Here is a 20,022-nt window from a genome sequence, read left to right as displayed (position 1 = left end):
CATCCTATAGTACATATACAAATACAAATAAACATAACCAAACGACATCAACGAAATGCCAATACCAGCTACCCGCCTGAAACGCGAAGTGCTTTTTAGGAGTAAAATGCCCTTTCAAAACCCGACAAAATAGAACAATTAAAAAAATTGTACCCAAAGTGACATGCAAACCATGAAATCCAGTGAGCATAAAAAACGTATTGCCATAAACCCCTGATTTGAGCGTCAATCCAATTTCGGTATAGGCGTGATAATATTCGCTAGCTTGGAAAAACAAGAAACTCATGCCGAGAAGAATGGTTATTCCTAAGCATAATGCCAAAATTCGACGATTGTTTTTTTCCAGACTGACATGAGCAAAATGTAAGGTCACTGAAGAAGTCAGTAATATAATGGTATTGACTAAAGGCACTCCTAGCCAAGGCATTGCTTGCGTTTTATCTCCTTTGGGAGTAAGGGTTAACGGCCAATGCGCCTCAAAGTGTGGCCACAAAACTTGATGCGTAACCCCGCCACCATGTCCACCTAACCATGGAACGGAAAAAACCCTTACAAAAAACAGCGCGCCAAAAAATACTGCAAAAAACATGACTTCTGAAAAGATAAACCAGCTCATCCCTTGGCGAAAAGAAATATCCATCTGTTTTGAATAAAGCCCTGACATTGACTCAGAGATAATATGCCTAAACCACCCTACTATCATAAAGAGAATCGTAGCAATCCCAGCTAGTAATAAGTAAAGGCCATGAGTAGGCTCTCCTTTATCAAGCTCCATAACAAAATTACCTGCACCAAAGGCAATCCAAAAAAGACCTATCGCCCCTACAATTGGCCACAAGCTTTGTTCAGGTACGTAATATTTTGCGTAAGTGCTCATGAGATTCTCCACTTATGATTGGCTTTCTACTTGCTGGGCTACTTCAGGGTGTGTCGATAATACAGCTTTGGTAACATCGTATAAGGTGTAAGACAAGGTAATGGTATGTATGTCTTTAGGTAATGCTGGATCAATAAAAAACACTACAGGTAAATTAGCTTTGGTTTGAGCTTTCAAAGGCTGCTGAGTAAAGCAAAAACATTCCGTTTTATGAAAATATAACGTTCCTTGCCCCGGAGAGATAGAAGGGATCGCTTGCGAGACCATCAAGTGATCTGAGTTATTTCGTGCATAGAACTGAGCGTGTGCTAGTTCACCAGGGTGAACAGTCACCTCTTTAGTAATTGCACCAAAATCATAGGGCAAGCCGGGATGAATTTGAGTCACAAATTCAACTTTGATATTACGACTTTTATCAACCACCAACTCTTTTTTGTACTTCTCAGGCAGATTTGAAGAGTGGCCATTAATTCCAAGTTGCTTGCACATCACGTTATATAAGGGAACAAGTGCAAAGCCGAATCCGAACATACCGAGACATCCAAAGACCAAATAGATCATCAGCCTTTTATTCTTGGTGTTGGGCTTATGGCTCATTACTCAACCTCTGGTGGTGTTGTAAATGAGTGATAAGGTGGTGGGCTTGGTAGGGTCCATTCCAAACCCTCAGCACCGTCCCAAGGCTTAGCTGCAGCTTGCTCTCCTCCTCGAATACACTTAATAACTAACGCTAAGAACAATAGTTGTGACATACCAAAGGCAAATCCACCTAGAGACACCACTTTATTTAAGTTTGCAAACTGCAAGGCATAATCAGGAATCCTCCTAGGCATACCGGCTAGACCAAGAAAGTGCATAGGAAAAAATAAAACATTGACTGAAATCACAGAACACCAAAAATGCCATTTGGCTAGCGTGAAGCTATACATATGCCCTGTCCATTTCGGCAACCAGTAATAAGCAGCAGCCATAATGGCAAACACGGCACCTGTCACTAATACATAATGGAAATGTGCAACAACAAAATAGGTATTGTGGTACTGAAAATCAGCTGGAGTGATCGCCAGCATTAGACCGGAAAAACCACCAATTGTGAACAAAATTACAAAGGCAATCGCGAATAACATAGGTGGCTCAAATGATAATGACCCTCGCCACATAGTAGCTACCCAATTAAATACTTTTACACCAGTGGGAACGGCAATAATCATGGTGCAATACATAAAAAACAACTCTGAAAACAATGGCATGCCTGTAGTAAACATATGATGACCCCATACGATGAATGACAACAGAGCAATACTTCCAGTCGCATAAACCATAGAAGAGTAGCCAAACAACTTTTTTCGACTAAATGCGGGGATAATCGACGAAATGATGCCAAAAGCAGGCAATATCATTATATAAACTTCGGGGTGTCCGAAGAACCAGAAGATGTGTTGAAACATCACTGGATCACCACCACCTGCTGCATCAAAAAAACTGGTACCAAAATACTTATCAGTAAGCACCATAGTTACAACACCAGCTAAAACAGGCATTACAGCTATCAATAAAAATGCAGTTATAAGCCAAGTCCAAACGAAAAGTGGCAGTTTCATCCACTTCATGCAAGGGGCTCTCAAGTTAAAAATAGTCACGATAACGTTCATCGCGCCCATGATTGAACTGATCCCCATAATGTGAATAGAAAATACAAATAAAGCGGTAGTATTACTGCTGTAATGAGTGGATAAAGGTGCGTAAAATGTCCATCCGAAATTGGGGCCACCACCGGGCATAAATAGAGTACTGATCAAGATGCTGAATGCGAAAGGCAGTATCCAAAAACTCCAGTTATTCATACGAGGCAATGCCATATCAGGCGCACCAATCATCATTGGTATCATCCAATTGGCTAAACCTGTAAAAGCTGGCATTACTGCGCCAAATACCATGATAAGGCCATGTACCGTTGTCATTTGATTAAATAAGTTTGGTTCAAGAATGACCTTGCCTGGCTCGAACAGCTCAACCCGTATTAGCATGGCCATACAGCCACCGATTAAAAACATGATAAAGCTAAACCATAGATATAAAGTGCCTATGTCTTTATGATTTGTGGTTTTTAACCACCGTGTAATACCTTTGGGTGGTTTGTGATGATTATCGTGCTCATGACTAGTAGAGTTGATGGTGCTAGACATTTCTGGATTCATTGCTGTTGTCATGGATTGTCCTTATTGCTTCACCTTATGAACATCGGAGGCTTGTACAGCATCACCCATGTTATTTCCCCAAGAGTTACGTTCATATGTTATAGCAGCGGCAATTTCTTCATCGCTTAACTGCTTTCCAAACGCCTGCATTGCTGTTCCCGGGCGACCGAATTTAACGGTGTGGATATGATTTAGCACAGGTCCAGTTGCCGTTTTACTCCCCTTGAGTGCAGGAAATACTCCTTGTAACCCCATTCCATTGGGCTGATGGCATACAGCGCAATGTGCTAAATAAACACTCTGCCCTTGTCTCATTAATTCTTGTTTCGAGAGTGTCTTAGATAATGATGCTTGTGCGGATTTAGCCGCTATCAACTTGGCCTGTTGTTGTTTAACCAACCAATTGTCAAACTCTTTACCCGATACAGCTTTAACTACAATCGGCATAAAACCGTGCCCTTTTCCACAAAGCTGAGCACACTGACCCCGATATGTGCCCGGTTTGTCAATGCGTGTCCAAGCTTCGTTAATAAAACCAGGGTTGGCATCTTTTTGTATGGCAAAGTCGGGCACAAACCAAGAATGAATTACATCTTCAGAGGTGATTAAAAAGCGTATTTTGCGATGTATAGGTAAAACAAGGGGCTTATCTACTTCAAGCAAATAGTGAGCATCTTTTGTCTGTTGATTATCTATCTGTTTTTGCGAGGTTTTTAAAATGCTATAGAAGCCAACATTTTTGTTGAAGTAGTCATAATGCCACTTCCATTGCGAACCAGTGATCTTAACCGTAAGTGCTGCATCTTTAGTATCATCCATTCGTATCAAAGTGCCTGTCGCAGGCACCGCCATTGCAATCAAAATTAAGAATGGAATGATGGTCCATGCTAGCTCGACCTTGGTGCTTTCATGAAAATTTGCAGCCGAGTGCCCACGTGACTTTCGATGCATGAGCATGGCATAGATCATTGCGCCAAATACACCTACACCTATCCCACAACAAATGTAGAAGATAGTCATGTGCAGATGGTAGATGTCATGACTTATGCCAGTAACACCTTTAGTCATATTAAGTTGTGCCGCTTCCACAAAAGCTGGAAATAAAAGCAAGCCAACTAAAGTTAACAACCTTTTTATTTTTGAGTACACCCAACGACTCCTAAAGTAATTACTTATGCTGCTGGACGGTTTATACACTCCTGTAGACTATATCCTTTATATTTTTGAGTATCATGTCACTGCATTTATGGAAGATATTAAGGCAGTTATCACCTTTTCATCCTGCAATGTTGATTTTGACATTTAATGGTTAAAAAGCATCAAATGATGGGAGAGATTACTTGAGATGACTCTAACTTGCTAAAAGAAAATCCTTTTATTAATCAGGATTAATGATGGTCAATAGACTGTAAAAACTAAGTAAAGCTGTATAATAAATAACTTTATAAAAAGGTATAAAAAAGCCCTGCTTTTACAGGGCGTTATATATCTTAGCTTACGAAATTAGAATCCAAACTTTCCAAACAGTTTCTTTTTAATTTTATCTTTAAGCTTATCTTTCTCTTTATCCAGCTGTTGCTTGAGTACAGCTTCGGTGTCCAATCTAAATTTCGGATCTGATAAGCTGCCAGAAACCAAGAACGGTATATCCTTACCCCTTAATTGGTTCAAGCCAGACTTGTTGCTTTCACTAGCCCTGACGTTAACACTGAGTTTATAATCAAGATTATCCGTTAAAATGTTTGCAGTGCCATTTCCTTTAACCTGCAAATCAGGGGACGACAAAGAAGTATTACTTATCTGAACCACTCCTTTGCTAAGCGTAAATTCAGTACCTAATTTAGAAAACAATGTCTTATCAACCTGAGTTTCTTCTGGTGCTGCGCCTCCTTTCAACTGACTTTCAAAATTCGAAAGCATTTTGCCAATATCCATCCCGTGGTAGGCCCCATCAGTTACAGCAAACATACCTTTAGCCGCCATTTTTTGCTTTATAGCTGCAGGCGACAAACCGTTGCCGCTACCAGAAATAGATAAATTTGTTTCACCAGAAATCACTTCACTGTCCAATGCATCACTTAATAAAGGCTGGAATTGGAAGTTAGACAAATTTGCTGTGAAGTTATATGTAGCTATAGGCTTTCTGGCATCTAATCGCGCTTTAGCTTGTAGCTTTCCTTGATAGAGATCACTAGAGATGTCTTTGACCGTTAGGACCGAATTTGAAATGTTAGCCAGTAATTTCAAGTTATTTGCATGGATTTTTTTAGCTTTTACACTCTTAACAGTAACCTTCACACTACCGTTTATTAAACTTAATGCTGTAAGGTTAGGCTCTTCTTCGCTAGTAGCCGTCTCAACCGAAGTTTGTTGTTCTTTGCTGCTTGCTTGAGATTTAGCAGAATTTTTTGGCAGATATGGCGTTAAATCAACATCACCTAAATCAAAATTGATATCGACTCTAGGAACGCGTAAGCCATAACTAGCTTGAATATTTCCACTTCCAACAATGTCATTTACTTTTATCTGGTTAATGTCCGCTTTAGCAATTTGCTTGGCTAAATCTACGTTCGCTCCCAATTTAACGACAGATGAGATACTTCCATTTGGTAATTGTGTGCCTTCACCATCAAATTTAGTTTCGAAACTCTTAAGGCTTATGGACTTAAAATTTGAAGCAACATTAATTACACCACTACCGTTAATTTCAGCACTCAACTCTGGTTGTTTAATCTCTGCCTTTAATTTGAATTTAGAATCAGAGTTCAAACTAAATTTATCGAGCCTAAAATACTCTAATTTAAGTGTTTGCTCTGTATTGGTTTGTGCATTGTGCTGATAGATAACAATGTTATCTATATCTACCCCAGCAATCTTAACTGAACCCAGTGTGATTTTGGCTCCTGAATCCTGTTTAGGCTTTTCTACTTGGGCATCAGGTTCAGTAGCCTTTCCTTTAGCTTGTAGCTTATATAAATTTGAGCGACCGTTCTTGTCAGTTAACAGATTTAGAGTCATATCTTTGAATTGAACGGTTTTAACTTCAATATCTTTTGATAACAAAGGGATCAAGGCAACTTCCGCTACGACATGATCAATCTTCATCAATTCTTGTTTACTATAACCATTCGGGTTATCAACGGTTAACCCATTAACCTCAACACCAACCGAAGGAAAAAGTGTCCAACCTAAGTCACCATTAATATTTGCCTTGTAGCCTGTAGACTCTTCAATCGAAGCTGTGATCTGCGGCTTTAACTGGTTAATGTCAAAGAAAAGCGTGAGATATAAAACAAATGTAGTTGTGATAACGGCAATACTAAGTGCCAGTCCTTTTATCAATTTCATCATCAAAGTCCCATAAGAAAAGTTTACCTATTGTATACTGCTAATTTGGTTGATTCCAAAGCTGAATATTCTTTTTCTTTACAAAAAGTGCAAAGATTATCTACGAATGAATTTATTATTTATTGAGGAAAAGAAATAAAATTGTATACTTACCGTACTGGCGCTAACTTACTTCACACAATGTAATATCAAAGTATTGACTAGTGCATCTTTTCACTTCATTTGATTAACCCTTTGGTAAATCAATAACACTTATATTTGAATAGAATTATGATGAATGAGAATCTAGATTTAGAAAAAGCTATATCTGCACTCGATTCATATGGACTTGAACAAAAACAATCGTCGGACTTAACTCACGCTCGTAATAAAAAGCAAATGATGGCATATCTTGAGACTCTTGATTACAGCTTAAGAAGAATGAAATGCCTTCAAGAAGCTATCAGTGAAATGGTCGAAACAGAAGAGTATCGATTATTGCAGCAAGAGAGAATTCAAACTTTTAAAACAAAAGTAATTAACCTCTCTCGCCACTACAACATAAGCTACGATGAAGTACTGCAAATTATGGCAAATAAAGCATAATTTACAATCCTGATAGTATGGATTGCTCATGAGCAATATTGAACTTAGTTAAATAATCAGTGAATGGTTTAATTTCTTTTGATGGTCGTTTGTTTCGTCCTAATAAAACAGACTCTTTAAAAACATCACACCATTTTTGCAATGCAATAGCATTATGAGTCTCACCAAAAGATTCTAATGCTAACGCAGCAACTTCTGCTGTACCAAGCTGGAAATCCCTAACCCCTTTTCTGATCATGTAGCTGGCTAAGAACTCAGGTTTAAAAGACAGCATAGGTATATTATGCAAATAAGGACTCTTACGGAACATCTTTACCGCTTCTCGCCAGCTGCCATCCAACAATATAAATAGCGGTTTTTTATCTGCTAATCCACCTGCTGATACACTCGTCACAACTTCTGATTGTTCAGTAGCATACTCATCAGGAAAGATTAATATAGGCTGATAGGTCTCATCGTTTATGAGGGACAATAGATTTATATCTGCTTCTTTTCTTGACCAAAGAAAAGCGTAAGTGTCGGGAAACAAATCTGCGATTAAACGTCCAGTATTAGACGGTTTGAGTACTTCATCATCGTACATTATCAATGCAAAACTAGCATCAGAATTCAATTGACGGCGATGAGGGCACAAGCACCAAGTTCTTGCCTGCAAACATAACTTACAACGGCTGATGTTTTTACCTCTTGCATTAAACTCTGTAGAGGATAAAGATTTTCTGTAGTCATACAGACTGTGAATTCGATGCTTGAATATATTCATTTTCTTAAGGGCGTGTTGATCTTTCATGTTTATTTTTGCAGCGATAAATTGGTTATCTTATTCAAGGCAGAGTTTGTGAAGTGTGGTTTCCCCACATAAACAAACGATAACGCAGCAGAAGTGACCAATTTACGCTGTCTTCGATGCTTTTGAGCACTTCCTGTTCTTTGTTGTGAGCAGCTTACTTAGATGGCTAAGCTTCACTGCTCACGCCTTGAACAGAAAAGCGCTCAAATAGCACAAAATTCAATCCTGAAAGAACAACACGCCCTAGAGCTAAAAAACACTCGTAAAAAACGAGTGCTTAATTTCTAGTGATGAGAAGTTGTAATCTCACACACAATTACATAATACGGCGAAGAATAAAATCGGCTCGTAAACGTTTAATTCTGGTTAAGATTTTTTTCACTTCTTCAGGATAGTTTTGCATGGTATCAATATCCGTAAAATGAGATACCAGTTTGGTGTTTTGCAAAATATGCTCACGCTCTTTTACAAAACCTTCTACTAACTCCTGATCAACGTCATGCACCAATATGCCATTTTCGAGATCTAACGACCAAGCCCTAGGGTTTAGATTTGAACCTGTTAGTAAGTGGTACTTGTTATCACTACTGATCCCTTTCAAATGAAAACTATGATGCTCATGTTTCCATAAATGTACTTTCAATAATTCACTATCTACAGCCCATTGGTGCCGCTTCATAAACCTTAACAATGCTTGCTCATAGATGTACGGTACCGCGCCAATCGTAGAAAACTTTTCTTCAGGTGGAATAAAAAAGTCATTAGCGGTTTTATCACCGACCACAATCTCTAATTTTTTTCCCTGCTTAAGGTGCTTAGTCAAAGCACGGCTCAACGAATAAGGTGGATTAAAATAAGGAGTACAAATAAACAAAGATTCTGTTGACTCTTTAACCACCGCAATTGCGGCTTTATTGAGCGCATTTTTACGTTTACCTAAACCGACTAAAGGTGTAATTCTTAAACCTGAAAGAATCCCCTCAAATTCATAATGGCTTCTCGAAAGGCGGCTCTTTAATTTTTTTATTTGTGCTTTAGTAGGTAGAACTTCAGGCTCATGGGTTTGAGCAAGTGACACAACGGCAGGCTCTTCTAATAAACTTTTCATGAAGTTCTTCATAGTCCGTGCGCCATACTCAGACTCGATAACATGATAACGGTCAAAACGGTATTTATCCGCATGGTGCAAATAGATATTATTTAAGCTAGCACCACTAAAAATGATAGAGTCATCGATTACAAAGCCTTTTAAATGCAGTACTCCAAGGATTTCTTTAGACTTAACGGGAACACCGTAGATTTCAATTGGGTGCTTAGCTTTTGACAAACGCTCACGGTACATAAAGTAATTACCGCTATCACCTTTATGACCAATCAACCCACGGCGTGCACGATGAAAATCCACAAATACTTTAATGTCGAGATCGGGCTTGGACAGTTTGGCTGCCAGTAATGCATCAATAATTTCACGACCAGCTTCATCGTCTTCAAGGTATAACGCTGAGATATAAATACTCTGTTGTGCGTTTTTAATACGATTAAGTAATTCTACTCGAAACTTTTCTGCTGTAAGCAACCACGACATTGAATCAGCCGCTATAGGTATGCCACTCAACTGGCTTAACAAGGTATTCTCCTTATCCTGAGCTAAGAGCCGATGATGAAGAAGATAGGGGCATCATGCGACCATAAACATATAGGTGCTAAAAACTACCGATTTGTACTCTATTGAGCAAGTTATTTGTTCATTTTTAAGAAGCTAGCATGTTAGAGCGATGTAATTTTGCTCAATATCATAAATTAAAGTGCAACTTGTTTATTTTTAGACTGAACTTGCTAAAGTAAAACTTAATCTATTTTTTCCATTGGATGAGGAAAAACGATGACCCAAAATTTGTGGCAGCTAAGACAGTCTACAGAATCAAAAAATAGACGCGATGACCACCGTAGCCCTTTTCAACGAGATAGAGCTAGAATATTACATTCAGCTGCTTTTCGTCGCTTACAAGCAAAAACACAAGTTTTAGGTGTGGGAATGAATGATTTTTATCGCACCCGCCTCACCCATTCCTTAGAAGTCGCCCAAATCGGGACTGGAATTTTAGCGCAACTCAAACAAAAACACTCTAAACATAGAGAGTTATTAAGTTCTAACAGCCTGATCGAAAGCTTATGCTTAGCACATGATATTGGCCACCCTCCCTTTGGTCATGGTGGTGAAACAGCATTAAATTATATGATGCGTGATTACGGTGGCTTTGAGGGAAATGGTCAAACATTTCGCATTTTAGCACGCCTAGAACCCTATACAGCCCACTGGGGAATGAATTTAACACGTCGCACTTTGCTAGGTGTTTTAAAATATCCAGTTCCTTATGAAGAATTGCACAACCCATATGAATTAGAAAAAGTGCAAAACTATCGTCAATTAAAACCAGATCAATGGCCTGTTGTTAAAGGGATTTATCAAGAAGATCTTGATATTCTTAATTGGGTTTTAGAGCCACTATCTGATAATGATAAAACACGCTTTTTAACTCATAAAACCACTAACTTATATCATCATAAACGGAGTGTTTATAAATCTCTCGATTGCTCAATTATGGAGTTAGCCGATGATATCGCCTATGCAGTCCATGATCTTGAAGATGCAATTGTGATGGGAATTGTCAGCAAAGAGCAATGGCAACATCTTGTTGAATTTCAACTTATTGAAATTGATAATGACTGGATTAATCAAGAAATTGTTAACCTTAAAGAAAAGCTCTTTAGCTCTGAACATCACATCAGAAAAGACGCCATCGGTACTTTGGTTAATAGCTTAGTTACTGCAATTTATCTCGATCATGATGCTCATTTTGATAGCCCACTGCTTAGCTATAATGCCAAGCTTCAACCTGACTTTTCATTACTACTCGATATATTAAAACGATTCGTTTATAAAATGGTGATCAGAAGACCAGAGATCCAAATGATTGAATTTAAAGGACAACAAATCGTTATGGAGTTATTTGAGGCACTAGAGTCTGATCCAGAGCGACTACTCCCCTACAACACACAAGAGCGATGGTTAAAGCATATGCACGAATTTGGAAATGGAAACCGTATCTTATGTGACTATATATCTGGTATGACCGATGATTTTGCTGGGCGCTTATATCAACAGTTATTCAGTCCAAAAACCAATAGTTTGATCGATTTAAGTTCCCAATAGACAATCAATGTAAGATAATACGGTTGTAGAATTTAAGCATTACTAGAGCCGTATAATGTATCAAAAATCAATTACCATTCGTGCCAAACATGGAATTCATACTCGCCCCGCTGCTTTATTAGTGAAAACAGCTAAGACGTTTAATTGTGATGTTGTAGTAGAGTGTAATGGCAAGCAAGCCAGTGCTAAAAGCTTATTCAAATTACAAACATTAGGCTTATACCAAGGGATTGAAGTTAAAGTCTCTGCTGCAGGAGAACATGCACAAGAAGCTGTTGAAAGCGTCTCTACACTGCTCGAAACCTTAAGTTAACTAACCTGAACTCAACAAAGAATCACTATGTCATTAACTGGAATTATTGGGTCCACAGGCCTTGCTTTTGGGCAAGCTGTGCATATCATTGAACAAGATCATAACGTTGATTTACACTTGCTCCGCAAGCATGAAGTTGAGCGAGAACAAGAGAGGTTAAAATCAGCTGTTCAACGCCTTATCCAGTTATTAACAAGTAGTTTAGATCAACTCACACCTGATACTGAAAATTATCAACTCATCGAATCTGATATTCTATTACTTGATGATGATGAGTTGCTAAATCAAATGCTTAACTGTATCGAAGCTAAACGCTATTCAGCATCGCTTGCAGTTCAAAGAACCTTTGAAACACATGCCTACGAAATAGAGTGCGTTGAAGATCCAATGATCGCCAGTCGTGGGCAAGATATTCGCCACTTGGCTTCTAGATTAATTGCTTCAATAAACGGCACTTTAAGTTGGAACTTGGAGCACCTTTCACAAGAATCCATTATATTTGCACATGACATAACTCCTGCAGAATTTGCATTATTACCACATGAATATATTAATGGGATAGTACTAGAAACAGGCGGTGTTACAAGTCATACCGCAATTTTAGCACGTGCAGCGGGTATTCCTGCATTGTTAGACTGCCAATATCGACAATTGAACATTCACAATGGTCAGCCCGTTGCTTTAGATGCTATCGACGGTAAGTTACACCACCGACCTGAGACTCAACTGGTAGAAGCCCTCAAGGAAAAGCAGAAAAAGGATGCAAAGCGTGTTGACGCTCTGTTAGCCATTAAAGACCAAGAGGCTAAAACACAAGATGGCCTTGCCATTTCATTATGGGTAAATGTTGCAAACCTCAACGACATAACACGGTCTTCAGAGATCGGTGCACAAGGTGTTGGCTTATTCAGAACTGAATTCATGTTAATGGACGCCAAAGAATATCCCTCTGAACAAAAGCAGTATCAAACATTCTGTGATGCTTTACACAGTTTAAACGGATTGCCACTGACCATTCGAACATTAGACGTTGGCGCCGATAAACCTTTACCTTTTGCCGACCTTGAATTAGAAGAAAACCCAGCGCTAGGGATGCGTGGTTGTCGGTATTCATTGGCTCATCCTCAGTACTTAAAACCCCAACTAAAAGCGGCTTTACGTGCAGCCAATCATGGCCACATCAAAATTATGTTTCCTATGGTTAATCAGGTTGAAGAAATCGATATGATTAAATCAGTTATAGAGGAATGCAAGCAAGAATTGATAAATCAAGATATAGGATACGGTGACCTTGAGTTTGGGATCATGGTAGAAACCCCCGCAGCAGTATTCAATCTAACGAGTATGTTACCTGAGTTAGATTTCATTAGCATTGGCACTAATGATTTAACCCAGTACAGTATGGCCGCTGACCGCAGTAACCCAAAATTGGCAAAAATTTTTCCCTCTCTGTCTCCTGCAATCGTAAAAACTATTGATCTAGTCGTTACTCAAGCTAAACAAAACGATGTTAGTGTCTCACTTTGTGGTGAATTAGCAAGTGACCCCAAAGCCGTACCATTACTCATAGGCCTTGGTTTAGACAAGCTAAGTGTCAATCTTGATACATTTTTAGAGATAAAGTCCACAATCTGCTCTGGTGACTATACTCAATTTCAAGAGCTTGCTGCTGAAGCCTTGAAACAGACTCGAATTAAACCACTTCAGCAGTTAATTAATGCATACAGTTGATCTGTAATTTGAGGGAAATATGGGCATCATAAACCAATGTAAACAATGGCTGGAAAAAACACCCCAGCATGTAGAAACGATCGACATATTCTCACCTTTATCAGGTGAGATTGTATCTATAGAAGATGTACCAGATATCATATTTGCTGAAAAAATTGTGGGCGATGGTCTTGCCATCAAACCAAAGGGAGACACTATATATGCACCAATGGATGGTACAATTGGGAAAATATTTGAAACCAACCATGCTTTTTCTATCGTATCAGACGAAGGGATCGAGCTCTTCGTCCACTTTGGTATAGGCACCGTCGAGCTTCAAGGTACGGGCTTTTCACGCGTCGTTGAGCAAGGTGCAAAAGTAAACGCTGGAGATCCTATCCTGAAATTTGATTTAAACTACATTCATGAGCAAGTGACCAGTATCATTACACCTGTAGTTATTGCAAATATGGATAACATACAGAGTGTAATAAAACATCAAGGTTCAGTATCAGCCAACCAAGATGTTTTATTTTCGGTAACTCTTAATTCAGTTTAATAATAAACCGCCCTCTCTCTATAACTGAATGCTTGTAAATCAAGCATTCAGATTTTCTAAACTCTCATGTAGTATATTTAAACTTTATATGCGATTTGCTATCTATTTGATGGCTTATCTAAAATGTATTAATAAACTAGGGCCTGATGATCTTTCAGGGTTAAGTTTTGTGCTATTTGAGCACTTTTCTGTTCAAGGCGTGAGCAGCGAAGCTTAGTCATCTAAGTAAGCAAGTCACAACACAGAACAGGAAGTGCTCAAAAGCATCGAAGACAGCGTAAATTGGTCACTTTTGCTGCGTTATCGTTTATTTATGTGGGGCAACCACAACTCACAAACTCTGCCTTGCATAAGACAACCAATTTATCGCTGCAAAAATAAGCTCGAAAGATCATCAGGCCCTACTAAATCAGAGAGATAATAAAGCACAATGACAACAATATTCGGCATTAAAAATTGTGATACCGTCCGTAAGGCGCGTAAATGGCTAGAGGCTAACGAGATTGCTCATACTTTTCATGATTTTAGAGCAGACGGCATAACTGAAGAACATATAAAGCATTGGGTATCAGCGCAGGGTTGGGAAGCCATTTTTAATAAACGAAGCACCAGTTTTAGAAGTTTGAATGAAAGTGATAAGAAAGATATAGATGAAGAAAAAGCCATTAGCTTAATGTTGCAACACCCGACACTGATAAAACGTCCAGTTTTGCAAACATCCGATAATGTAACATTAGGGTTTAAGGCTGAAACATATCAAGAGTTATTCAAATAATGCAGCACCCTGTTATTAAGCTAACCCAAGAATTAATTCGCCGTCCCTCAATAACGCCGCTAGATGAAGGCTGTCAGAAAATGATGGCCGACCACTTAAAAGCACTTGGTTTTACTATAGAAACCATGATTTTTGAAGACACAACCAATATGTGGGCAAGACGTGGCTCAAAAGGGCCTGTGTTTTGCTTTGCTGGTCATACTGACGTTGTTCCAGTAGGAAAAGAATCGTTATGGAAGCATCCACCATTTTCAGCTGAATTAATAGATGGTTATATTCATGGTCGTGGTGCCGCTGATATGAAAGGCTCGCTTGCAGCAATGATAACCGCGACCGAATCATTTATCGCGAAACATCCAAACCATAATGGCTCTATTGCTTTTCTCATCACAAGTGATGAAGAAGGGCCGTTTATCAATGGTACTACCCGTGTAATAGATACACTCGAAGCTCGTAATGAGAAGATCACTTGGGCTTTAGTTGGCGAACCCTCTTCTACTTCAGAATTAGGAGATGTGGTCAAAAATGGTCGCCGCGGTAGCTTAACGGGTAATTTAACGGTCCACGGTATTCAAGGCCATGTTGCTTACCCTCATCTTGCCGAAAATCCAGTTCATACTTCCGCGTTTGCGCTGGCAGAATTGAGTCATCAAAAGTGGGATAATGGCAATGATTTCTTCCCGCCAACCAGTTTTCAAATTGCTAATATTAACGGTGGAACTGGCGCTTCAAATGTTATTCCCGGTCATCTAGACGTTATGTTTAATTTTCGTTATTCAACCGAAGTTACAGCAGAGCAATTAATAGAACAAACAGTTGCCATTTTTGAAAAGCATCAATTGAACTATGATTTAAACTGGGTTTTCAATGGGTTACCTTTTTTGACCGATAGCGGAAAATTAGTCAAAGCGACCCAATTAGCTATTAAACAAGTAACTGGTCGCGATACACAATTATTAACGACGGGTGGTACATCTGATGGACGTTTTATCGCTCCTACCGGCGCCGAAGTTATCGAATTAGGTCCTGTGAATGCAACGATTCATAAGGTTAATGAATGTGTAAAAGCTGATGATCTTGTGCAGTTATCTGATTGCTACGAAGCGATTTTGGAACAACTACTATGCTAGATACCCTCTCTGTAAGTCATCCTTACATTTATGGTCTGCAACAGCATGACTTAATCGATATTAAGGGGATATTAGTAGAGAGGAAAACCGCTACCGCTTACAAAAAGATGGCACAAGCAGCAAAAGCGGATGGAATCGATATTTCAATTTGTTCAGGGTTTCGAGGTTTTAACCAACAACTCAACATTTGGAATAGTAAAGCTGCTGGCCTCCGTCCAGTTTTAGATATCAATTCTAAACCTATCGATATTTCAAGCCTTAGTGACGAAAAGCTCATGCAAGTTATTCTTCAGTGGTCAGCCCTACCCGGAGCATCTCGTCATCATTGGGGGACCGATATTGATGTCTTTGATGCGAACCATATTACCAAAGCAGAGTTACAGCTCATTTCAAAAGAGTACTCTGTTCATGGCCCTTGTAGTGATTTACATCAGTGGCTAATACAAAACGCATCGGATTTTGGTTTTGAGCATCCTTATCAATTTGGCAAAAGTGGTGTGAGCCCAGAGCCTTGGCATATAAGTTATCGTCCTATATCGGATACCTACCTTGAACAGTTTGATATAAATGACTTTAAAACCGTCATATCAACCGCAGATATCCATTTAAAAAACGATATTCTCAAGCAGTTGAACCAATTAGTAGAGAAATACGTATACAGGATCGCATTTTGACTTGGCATGACCACATAGCCTATATAACTTGATATAATCCTTAGCAATTTGCTCAACTACTCGGTATATACCAATGAAATTATTAAAACCGCTTTTTGACAATAACCGCCAATGGGCAGAACGAATCAAAAAAGAAGACCCTAACTTCTTTGAAAAACTATCTAAACAACAAACACCTGAATATTTATGGATTGGCTGTGCTGATAGCCGAGTACCTTCGAATCAGATCATTGATGTATTGCCAGGTGAAGTTTTTGTACACCGTAATATTGCTAACCAAGTAATCCATACTGACATTAACTGCCTAGCCGTAATTCAATACGCTGTTGAAGTACTAAAAGTAAAACATATAATGGTTGTCGGTCATTATGGTTGCGGCGGTGTGAAAGCCTCTATGCAAAACGAAGATCGTTTTGGGCTCATTGATCACTGGTTAGATCAAATTCGCAATGTCTATCGTAAACATGAAGACGAACTGGTTGATTTAGACGAAGATGCTAAATTCAACCGTATGTGCGAATTAAATGTCATCGAACAAGTGGCTAATGTTGCAAGCTCTACCATCGTTCAACACGCGTGGAAAAATGGACAAGATGTTGCCGTTCATGGCTGGATATATGGAATTGATAATGGCTTACTCAATGACTTAGATGTCACTATAGATAGAAAGATGGCTGGGTTTGCATAATTTTAAAGCAATCTAAAATTCCAAATAAAAAATGAAAAGAATCAATCTGCTTCCAATGTTATTATTGAAGCAGATTTTTTGTTTTAAGGCTAAGTCATGAATTTTACCCTAATTATACCAGCTCGTTATGGCTCAACCCGCTTTCCCGGAAAGCCACTTGCCACTATTGCTGGCAAGCCAATGATCCAACATGTATATGAGCGTGCCTCCTTAGCTAAAGGCTTAGCCAATATTGTTGTCGCAACCGACGACGAACGTATTCAGACTGTGGTTGAGGGTTTTGGTGGTAAGGTCGTTATGACCAATCCAGATGCTGCAACGGGTACTGACCGAATTAACGAAGCGATTGCAAAACTAGGATTACCAGATGATGAAATCATCATTAATTTACAAGGTGATCAACCATTGGTTGATCCAATATCAATAGAGCAATTAATTGCACTATTCAAAAAGCACCCAAGTGAATTTGAAATGGCCACTCTCGCCTACCAAATCACTAATGAAAAAGACATTGATGATCCAATGCAAGTCAAAGTTGTATTTGATAATCAACATCATGCTTTGTATTTCTCTCGTTCACGCATTCCATTTGGTCGTGATACCCAAGATTACCCTGTATATAAACACATTGGTATGTACGCTTATACCAGTCGCTTTATTCAAGAGTTTGCCACGCTACCACATGGTAATTTGGAACAATTGGAGAAACTTGAACAGTTACGTGCCCTTGAGCATGGCCATAAAATAAAAATCGCCATCAGTGCTTTTAATTCACAAGAAGTTGATACGCCTGAAGATGTCAGGAAGTGTGAAATCAGACTAGCCGTAAGCTAGTATGTATAAAAGTAAGGTTGCCATTAACTGGCGACCTTACTTGACTATTTGTTTTGTTTATTAGTTCCAAGCCTGGCACCCTGAGTCATTACAGGTTAGTCCAACTTTATTTTTAACTCTACCATTGAAAATGCTCTTTCCATTCTTCTTTACCTCCATTTTGATAAACCAACTTGTTTTTGGTCTTATTAAAGCCCCTTTTTCGTTGGACTTAAACGCATCTTTATCAATGTCATATTTGGGCATAGAAACAGTTAACAAACTTGAACTTTCATTATCAAATGGAACACAGAGTTTGGCGTCTGGAAAAGTGGTATTGCAATAACTTGCTCCATTTTCGTTAGCTTTAAGGGTATAGTTATTTTCTTGGCCTGACTGACTTTTGATAAAAGAGGAAGATGGTTGGCTTGGTATAAGTTTAACCGCAGAAATCGTTGCAGCAAAAACTAAAGATGGAGAAAAAGCTAAAGCAAGTAGGCTTAGCTTAGTGATGTTTTTCATAGCTAGTCTCTCATTAATAAAAATTACACGTCCTGTTTGACTCTCCTAGTTTCATTGACTTTTCAGATAACTAAAATACACATCAGATAATGACATCAGACTAAAAAATAAGCAAAAAATATGAGTTATCAGCGAACTAACTAACAAGCTGTAATTGTTATATTTTTTCAGTATATAGCTAGTAGCTATCTAGTATTTTAAATAAATCTAACCTAAGAACTATTGGCCTATTTAAATTTTAGAGATTACAACGTTTAATGTAACCCTTTGCTTCTAAAAGGTTATCATTATGGCTCTTACACCACCCGCCTTAGCTAGAACTGCATTTCAACCTTTAGCAAGAGCAACGCTATCAATCACTGACACAACTTACTGTGTTAACCGCCACGTATACAAAATTAGCGGTTTAGCTCCTAAACGGTCTTGCTTCCAGAGTGCAAAATATTTTGAACTTACAAAGCCTGCGCTTACGGAAAGCAATGAGCCACATAACCCAACATCGATCTCTAAGTACAAATTAGATTTTGATAGCTTAGTATTAAGTGGTGCAGGCGCAAAAGCAGCTGGCTTTGCAGGGTTACTTAATGCACTTCAATCAAATTGCGGCTTAAAATCGATACAGCACATGGTTGGTACAAGTGTTGGCGGCATTGTTTTATTTGCGCTTTCACTAGGTCTTCCTGTGCATATTATCCATCAATGGATGGCAACCTCTGGCGCAAAGTTTGATGCTGAAGTCATGAAAAAGCAGTTAACCTGTATCGCTACTCATGCCTTTGGGCCATACCTTAAACACATATCTGAATATTTACAGCAAAACCATGAACCACTGATAGACGAACACGGGAATGTCTTTGATGGAACTAACGGAACAGCCTGTTTAGCCAACCTAACCTTTAGACAACATCAATTACTTGTTGATGCCAGCACAAAAGCTAGTGGCGCTGAAATACTGCCCAATAAACTTACTACACTAACGATTATTGCGAGTCTCAACGGTAAATACGAAATAGAATTTTCAGCTGATAATACACCACAAGTACCAATAATTACTGCAGCTATAGCTAGCTCAAGTATGCCGGGATTTATGCCTGCTGTTGAGCTACCAAGTTCAAAGTTCAAGTGGCTTCCTCCAGTAAAAATATCTAGCTCTGTTAAAGTTGTAGATGGTGGCCTAACCAACAATACGCCGCATATTTATGCTAAAGGAGAGAAGAAACTGGTTGTAACCCCTTTCGCTAAAAAAACGCTAATACCTCAAGGTGAAACTGCTTTAAATGCAATTTCTGAAGAACTAAAGCTGGCTGCAACGTCGTTAATTACTGGCTTTAATGCATCAAGAGTGATGCGGTTAAATCGCTTCGATGCTCGTATGGGATTAATCGATCCGAGAGTTAGCTTATTCTTTATGAAAGTAAATGTTTCATTTAAAGATTTTAAAAGCGGATTACAACGATTCGAGCAGCTTGCAGATGATGGTGCAAAACAAACAAAACAATATTTAGCAAAAGTACGAGAAACGGAAGTCCTTGCTGAGGATGGGACTAAATTATTAAGCAAGCGAGAATACGTAAATCAAAAGTATCATTTCAAATGAAATGAATAATGATAACTTTTCTGTTACTTTATCTTAAGACAAAACAAAAGAATTCATTATGAGCACACTTGAAATTTGGTTGATTATTTTGTTGGTAATTGGGGTGATTGTGAGTAATTTGGCCGTATTAAGGTACAGTGCCAAGTTTAAAATGCCCCAATTTAAAAATGATTCTGAGCAGAATAAATCCAAAAAGAAATCTGAGGATACACCAGAAGAATAATCTGGT

Annotated in this window: 18 protein-coding genes and 2 pseudogenes; 12 read left to right on the top strand and 8 right to left on the bottom strand. The window is 38.7% G+C overall.

Features of this window, described 5'->3' with window-relative positions:
* Nucleotides 1–4 precede the first annotated feature (4 nt).
* From AC1EU0_RS05920 to AC1EU0_RS05900, 5 genes and pseudogenes are all read right to left on the bottom strand, one after another.
* Nucleotides 5–877: a cytochrome c oxidase subunit 3 gene (locus tag AC1EU0_RS05920; RefSeq protein ID WP_480301163.1), complete on the bottom strand. Its 873-nt coding sequence runs from the start codon at nucleotides 875–877 to the stop codon at nucleotides 5–7.
* Nucleotides 878–889: 12 nt separating this feature from the next.
* On the bottom strand, nucleotides 890–1,474 hold the full coding sequence (locus tag AC1EU0_RS05915; RefSeq protein ID WP_480301161.1) for a cytochrome c oxidase assembly protein: 585 nt from the start codon (nucleotides 1,472–1,474) through the stop codon (nucleotides 890–892).
* Nucleotides 1,474–3,063, bottom strand: a complete 1,590-nt coding sequence (gene ctaD / locus AC1EU0_RS05910) for a cytochrome c oxidase subunit I (protein ID WP_480301560.1) — start codon at nucleotides 3,061–3,063, stop codon at nucleotides 1,474–1,476. Before ctaD ends, AC1EU0_RS05915 begins: the two co-directional genes overlap by 1 nt.
* 45 nt (nucleotides 3,064–3,108) lie before the next feature.
* Nucleotides 3,109–4,203 (bottom strand): annotated as a pseudogene (gene coxB, locus AC1EU0_RS05905) (cytochrome c oxidase subunit II); the annotation flags it as partial.
* Nucleotides 4,204–4,578: 375 nt separating this feature from the next.
* The gene (locus tag AC1EU0_RS05900; protein WP_480301159.1) at nucleotides 4,579–6,426 is read right to left on the bottom strand and encodes an AsmA family protein; all 1,848 of its coding nucleotides are present in this window, start codon (nucleotides 6,424–6,426) and stop codon (nucleotides 4,579–4,581) included.
* A 270-nt stretch (nucleotides 6,427–6,696) separates the two neighbouring features.
* Here AC1EU0_RS05900 and AC1EU0_RS05895 point away from each other — a divergent pair, with 270 nt between their 5' ends.
* A complete protein-coding gene (locus tag AC1EU0_RS05895) occupies nucleotides 6,697–7,008 on the top strand; it encodes a hypothetical protein (protein ID WP_480301558.1) in 312 nt (103 codons plus the stop codon).
* A gap of 1 nt (nucleotide 7,009) precedes the next feature.
* On the opposite strand, the gene AC1EU0_RS05890 is transcribed toward AC1EU0_RS05895, so the two are convergent.
* Entirely contained in the window at nucleotides 7,010–7,771 is a 762-nt protein-coding gene (locus tag AC1EU0_RS05890) for a tRNA-uridine aminocarboxypropyltransferase (RefSeq protein ID WP_480301557.1), read from the bottom strand.
* Between the two features lie 343 nt (nucleotides 7,772–8,114).
* Nucleotides 8,115–9,437: pseudogene (pssA, locus tag AC1EU0_RS05885) on the bottom strand (CDP-diacylglycerol--serine O-phosphatidyltransferase); the annotation flags it as partial.
* A 243-nt stretch (nucleotides 9,438–9,680) separates the two neighbouring features.
* Here pssA and AC1EU0_RS05880 point away from each other — a divergent pair.
* The 9 genes from AC1EU0_RS05880 (at nucleotide 9,681) to kdsB (ending at nucleotide 17,695) form a co-directional block, all read left to right on the top strand.
* Complete coding sequence (locus AC1EU0_RS05880; RefSeq protein ID WP_480301158.1) at nucleotides 9,681–11,012, top strand: anti-phage deoxyguanosine triphosphatase; 1,332 nt, start codon at nucleotides 9,681–9,683, stop codon at nucleotides 11,010–11,012.
* Between the two features lie 55 nt (nucleotides 11,013–11,067).
* Nucleotides 11,068–11,325, top strand: a complete 258-nt coding sequence (locus AC1EU0_RS05875; RefSeq protein ID WP_480301156.1) for an HPr family phosphocarrier protein — start codon at nucleotides 11,068–11,070, stop codon at nucleotides 11,323–11,325.
* Between the two features lie 27 nt (nucleotides 11,326–11,352).
* Nucleotides 11,353–13,056: a phosphoenolpyruvate--protein phosphotransferase gene (ptsP, locus tag AC1EU0_RS05870; protein WP_480301154.1), complete on the top strand. Its 1,704-nt coding sequence runs from the start codon at nucleotides 11,353–11,355 to the stop codon at nucleotides 13,054–13,056.
* 19 nt (nucleotides 13,057–13,075) lie between these two features.
* Nucleotides 13,076–13,594 carry a PTS glucose transporter subunit IIA gene (gene crr, locus AC1EU0_RS05865; RefSeq protein WP_480301152.1) on the top strand — a complete coding sequence of 173 codons (519 nt, stop codon included), beginning with the start codon at nucleotides 13,076–13,078 and terminating at the stop codon, nucleotides 13,592–13,594.
* Between the two features lie 430 nt (nucleotides 13,595–14,024).
* Nucleotides 14,025–14,369: an ArsC family reductase gene (locus AC1EU0_RS05860; RefSeq protein ID WP_480301150.1), complete on the top strand. Its 345-nt coding sequence runs from the start codon at nucleotides 14,025–14,027 to the stop codon at nucleotides 14,367–14,369.
* The gene (gene dapE / locus AC1EU0_RS05855; RefSeq protein WP_480301149.1) at nucleotides 14,369–15,499 is read left to right on the top strand and encodes a succinyl-diaminopimelate desuccinylase; all 1,131 of its coding nucleotides are present in this window, start codon (nucleotides 14,369–14,371) and stop codon (nucleotides 15,497–15,499) included. The genes AC1EU0_RS05860 and dapE overlap by 1 nt, the downstream gene beginning before the upstream one ends.
* On the top strand, nucleotides 15,493–16,173 hold the full coding sequence (locus AC1EU0_RS05850; protein ID WP_480301147.1) for a M15 family metallopeptidase: 681 nt from the start codon (nucleotides 15,493–15,495) through the stop codon (nucleotides 16,171–16,173). The genes dapE and AC1EU0_RS05850 overlap by 7 nt, the downstream gene beginning before the upstream one ends.
* A gap of 73 nt (nucleotides 16,174–16,246) precedes the next feature.
* Nucleotides 16,247–16,861, top strand: a complete 615-nt coding sequence (gene can / locus AC1EU0_RS05845) for a carbonate dehydratase (protein WP_480301145.1) — start codon at nucleotides 16,247–16,249, stop codon at nucleotides 16,859–16,861.
* A 96-nt stretch (nucleotides 16,862–16,957) separates the two neighbouring features.
* Nucleotides 16,958–17,695: a 3-deoxy-manno-octulosonate cytidylyltransferase gene (kdsB, locus tag AC1EU0_RS05840; protein ID WP_480301143.1), complete on the top strand. Its 738-nt coding sequence runs from the start codon at nucleotides 16,958–16,960 to the stop codon at nucleotides 17,693–17,695.
* Nucleotides 17,696–17,755: 60 nt separating this feature from the next.
* Here kdsB and AC1EU0_RS05835 read toward each other — a convergent pair whose 3' ends face one another.
* Nucleotides 17,756–18,196 (bottom strand): hypothetical protein, encoded by a 441-nt coding sequence (locus AC1EU0_RS05835; protein ID WP_480301142.1) that lies wholly within the window; start codon nucleotides 18,194–18,196, stop codon nucleotides 17,756–17,758.
* A 289-nt stretch (nucleotides 18,197–18,485) separates the two neighbouring features.
* Between AC1EU0_RS05835 and AC1EU0_RS05830 the strand changes: the two genes are divergently transcribed.
* Nucleotides 18,486–19,793: a patatin-like phospholipase family protein gene (locus tag AC1EU0_RS05830; protein ID WP_480301141.1), complete on the top strand. Its 1,308-nt coding sequence runs from the start codon at nucleotides 18,486–18,488 to the stop codon at nucleotides 19,791–19,793.
* A 58-nt stretch (nucleotides 19,794–19,851) separates the two neighbouring features.
* Nucleotides 19,852–20,016 carry a DUF2897 family protein gene (locus AC1EU0_RS05825; RefSeq protein WP_480301139.1) on the top strand — a complete coding sequence of 55 codons (165 nt, stop codon included), beginning with the start codon at nucleotides 19,852–19,854 and terminating at the stop codon, nucleotides 20,014–20,016.
* Nucleotides 20,017–20,022 lie beyond the last annotated feature (6 nt).

The sequence above is a fragment of the Parashewanella sp. 2210YD4-3 genome, from assembly GCF_056591735.1.
The sequence above is the reverse complement of the archived record's forward strand: the minus strand, read 5'-3'. Positions and strand labels throughout refer to the sequence as shown.

Coding starts and splice junctions, on each gene's coding strand:
- dapE (WP_480301149.1), top strand. CDS start 14,369: ATGCAGCACCCTGTTATTAAGCTAACCCAAGAATTAATTCGCCGTCCC.
- ptsP (WP_480301154.1), top strand. CDS start 11,353: ATGTCATTAACTGGAATTATTGGGTCCACAGGCCTTGCTTTTGGGCAA.
- AC1EU0_RS05895 (WP_480301558.1), top strand. CDS start 6,697: ATGAATGAGAATCTAGATTTAGAAAAAGCTATATCTGCACTCGATTCA.
- can (WP_480301145.1), top strand. CDS start 16,247: ATGAAATTATTAAAACCGCTTTTTGACAATAACCGCCAATGGGCAGAA.
- AC1EU0_RS05875 (WP_480301156.1), top strand. CDS start 11,068: ATGTATCAAAAATCAATTACCATTCGTGCCAAACATGGAATTCATACT.
- AC1EU0_RS05890 (WP_480301557.1), bottom strand. CDS start 7,771: ATGAATATATTCAAGCATCGAATTCACAGTCTGTATGACTACAGAAAA.
- AC1EU0_RS05860 (WP_480301150.1), top strand. CDS start 14,025: ATGACAACAATATTCGGCATTAAAAATTGTGATACCGTCCGTAAGGCG.
- AC1EU0_RS05830 (WP_480301141.1), top strand. CDS start 18,486: ATGGCTCTTACACCACCCGCCTTAGCTAGAACTGCATTTCAACCTTTA.
- AC1EU0_RS05880 (WP_480301158.1), top strand. CDS start 9,681: ATGACCCAAAATTTGTGGCAGCTAAGACAGTCTACAGAATCAAAAAAT.
- AC1EU0_RS05835 (WP_480301142.1), bottom strand. CDS start 18,196: ATGAAAAACATCACTAAGCTAAGCCTACTTGCTTTAGCTTTTTCTCCA.
- AC1EU0_RS05915 (WP_480301161.1), bottom strand. CDS start 1,474: ATGAGCCATAAGCCCAACACCAAGAATAAAAGGCTGATGATCTATTTG.
- kdsB (WP_480301143.1), top strand. CDS start 16,958: ATGAATTTTACCCTAATTATACCAGCTCGTTATGGCTCAACCCGCTTT.
- ctaD (WP_480301560.1), bottom strand. CDS start 3,063: ATGTCTAGCACCATCAACTCTACTAGTCATGAGCACGATAATCATCAC.
- crr (WP_480301152.1), top strand. CDS start 13,076: ATGGGCATCATAAACCAATGTAAACAATGGCTGGAAAAAACACCCCAG.
- AC1EU0_RS05850 (WP_480301147.1), top strand. CDS start 15,493: ATGCTAGATACCCTCTCTGTAAGTCATCCTTACATTTATGGTCTGCAA.
- AC1EU0_RS05825 (WP_480301139.1), top strand. CDS start 19,852: ATGAGCACACTTGAAATTTGGTTGATTATTTTGTTGGTAATTGGGGTG.
- AC1EU0_RS05920 (WP_480301163.1), bottom strand. CDS start 877: ATGAGCACTTACGCAAAATATTACGTACCTGAACAAAGCTTGTGGCCA.
- AC1EU0_RS05900 (WP_480301159.1), bottom strand. CDS start 6,426: ATGATGAAATTGATAAAAGGACTGGCACTTAGTATTGCCGTTATCACA.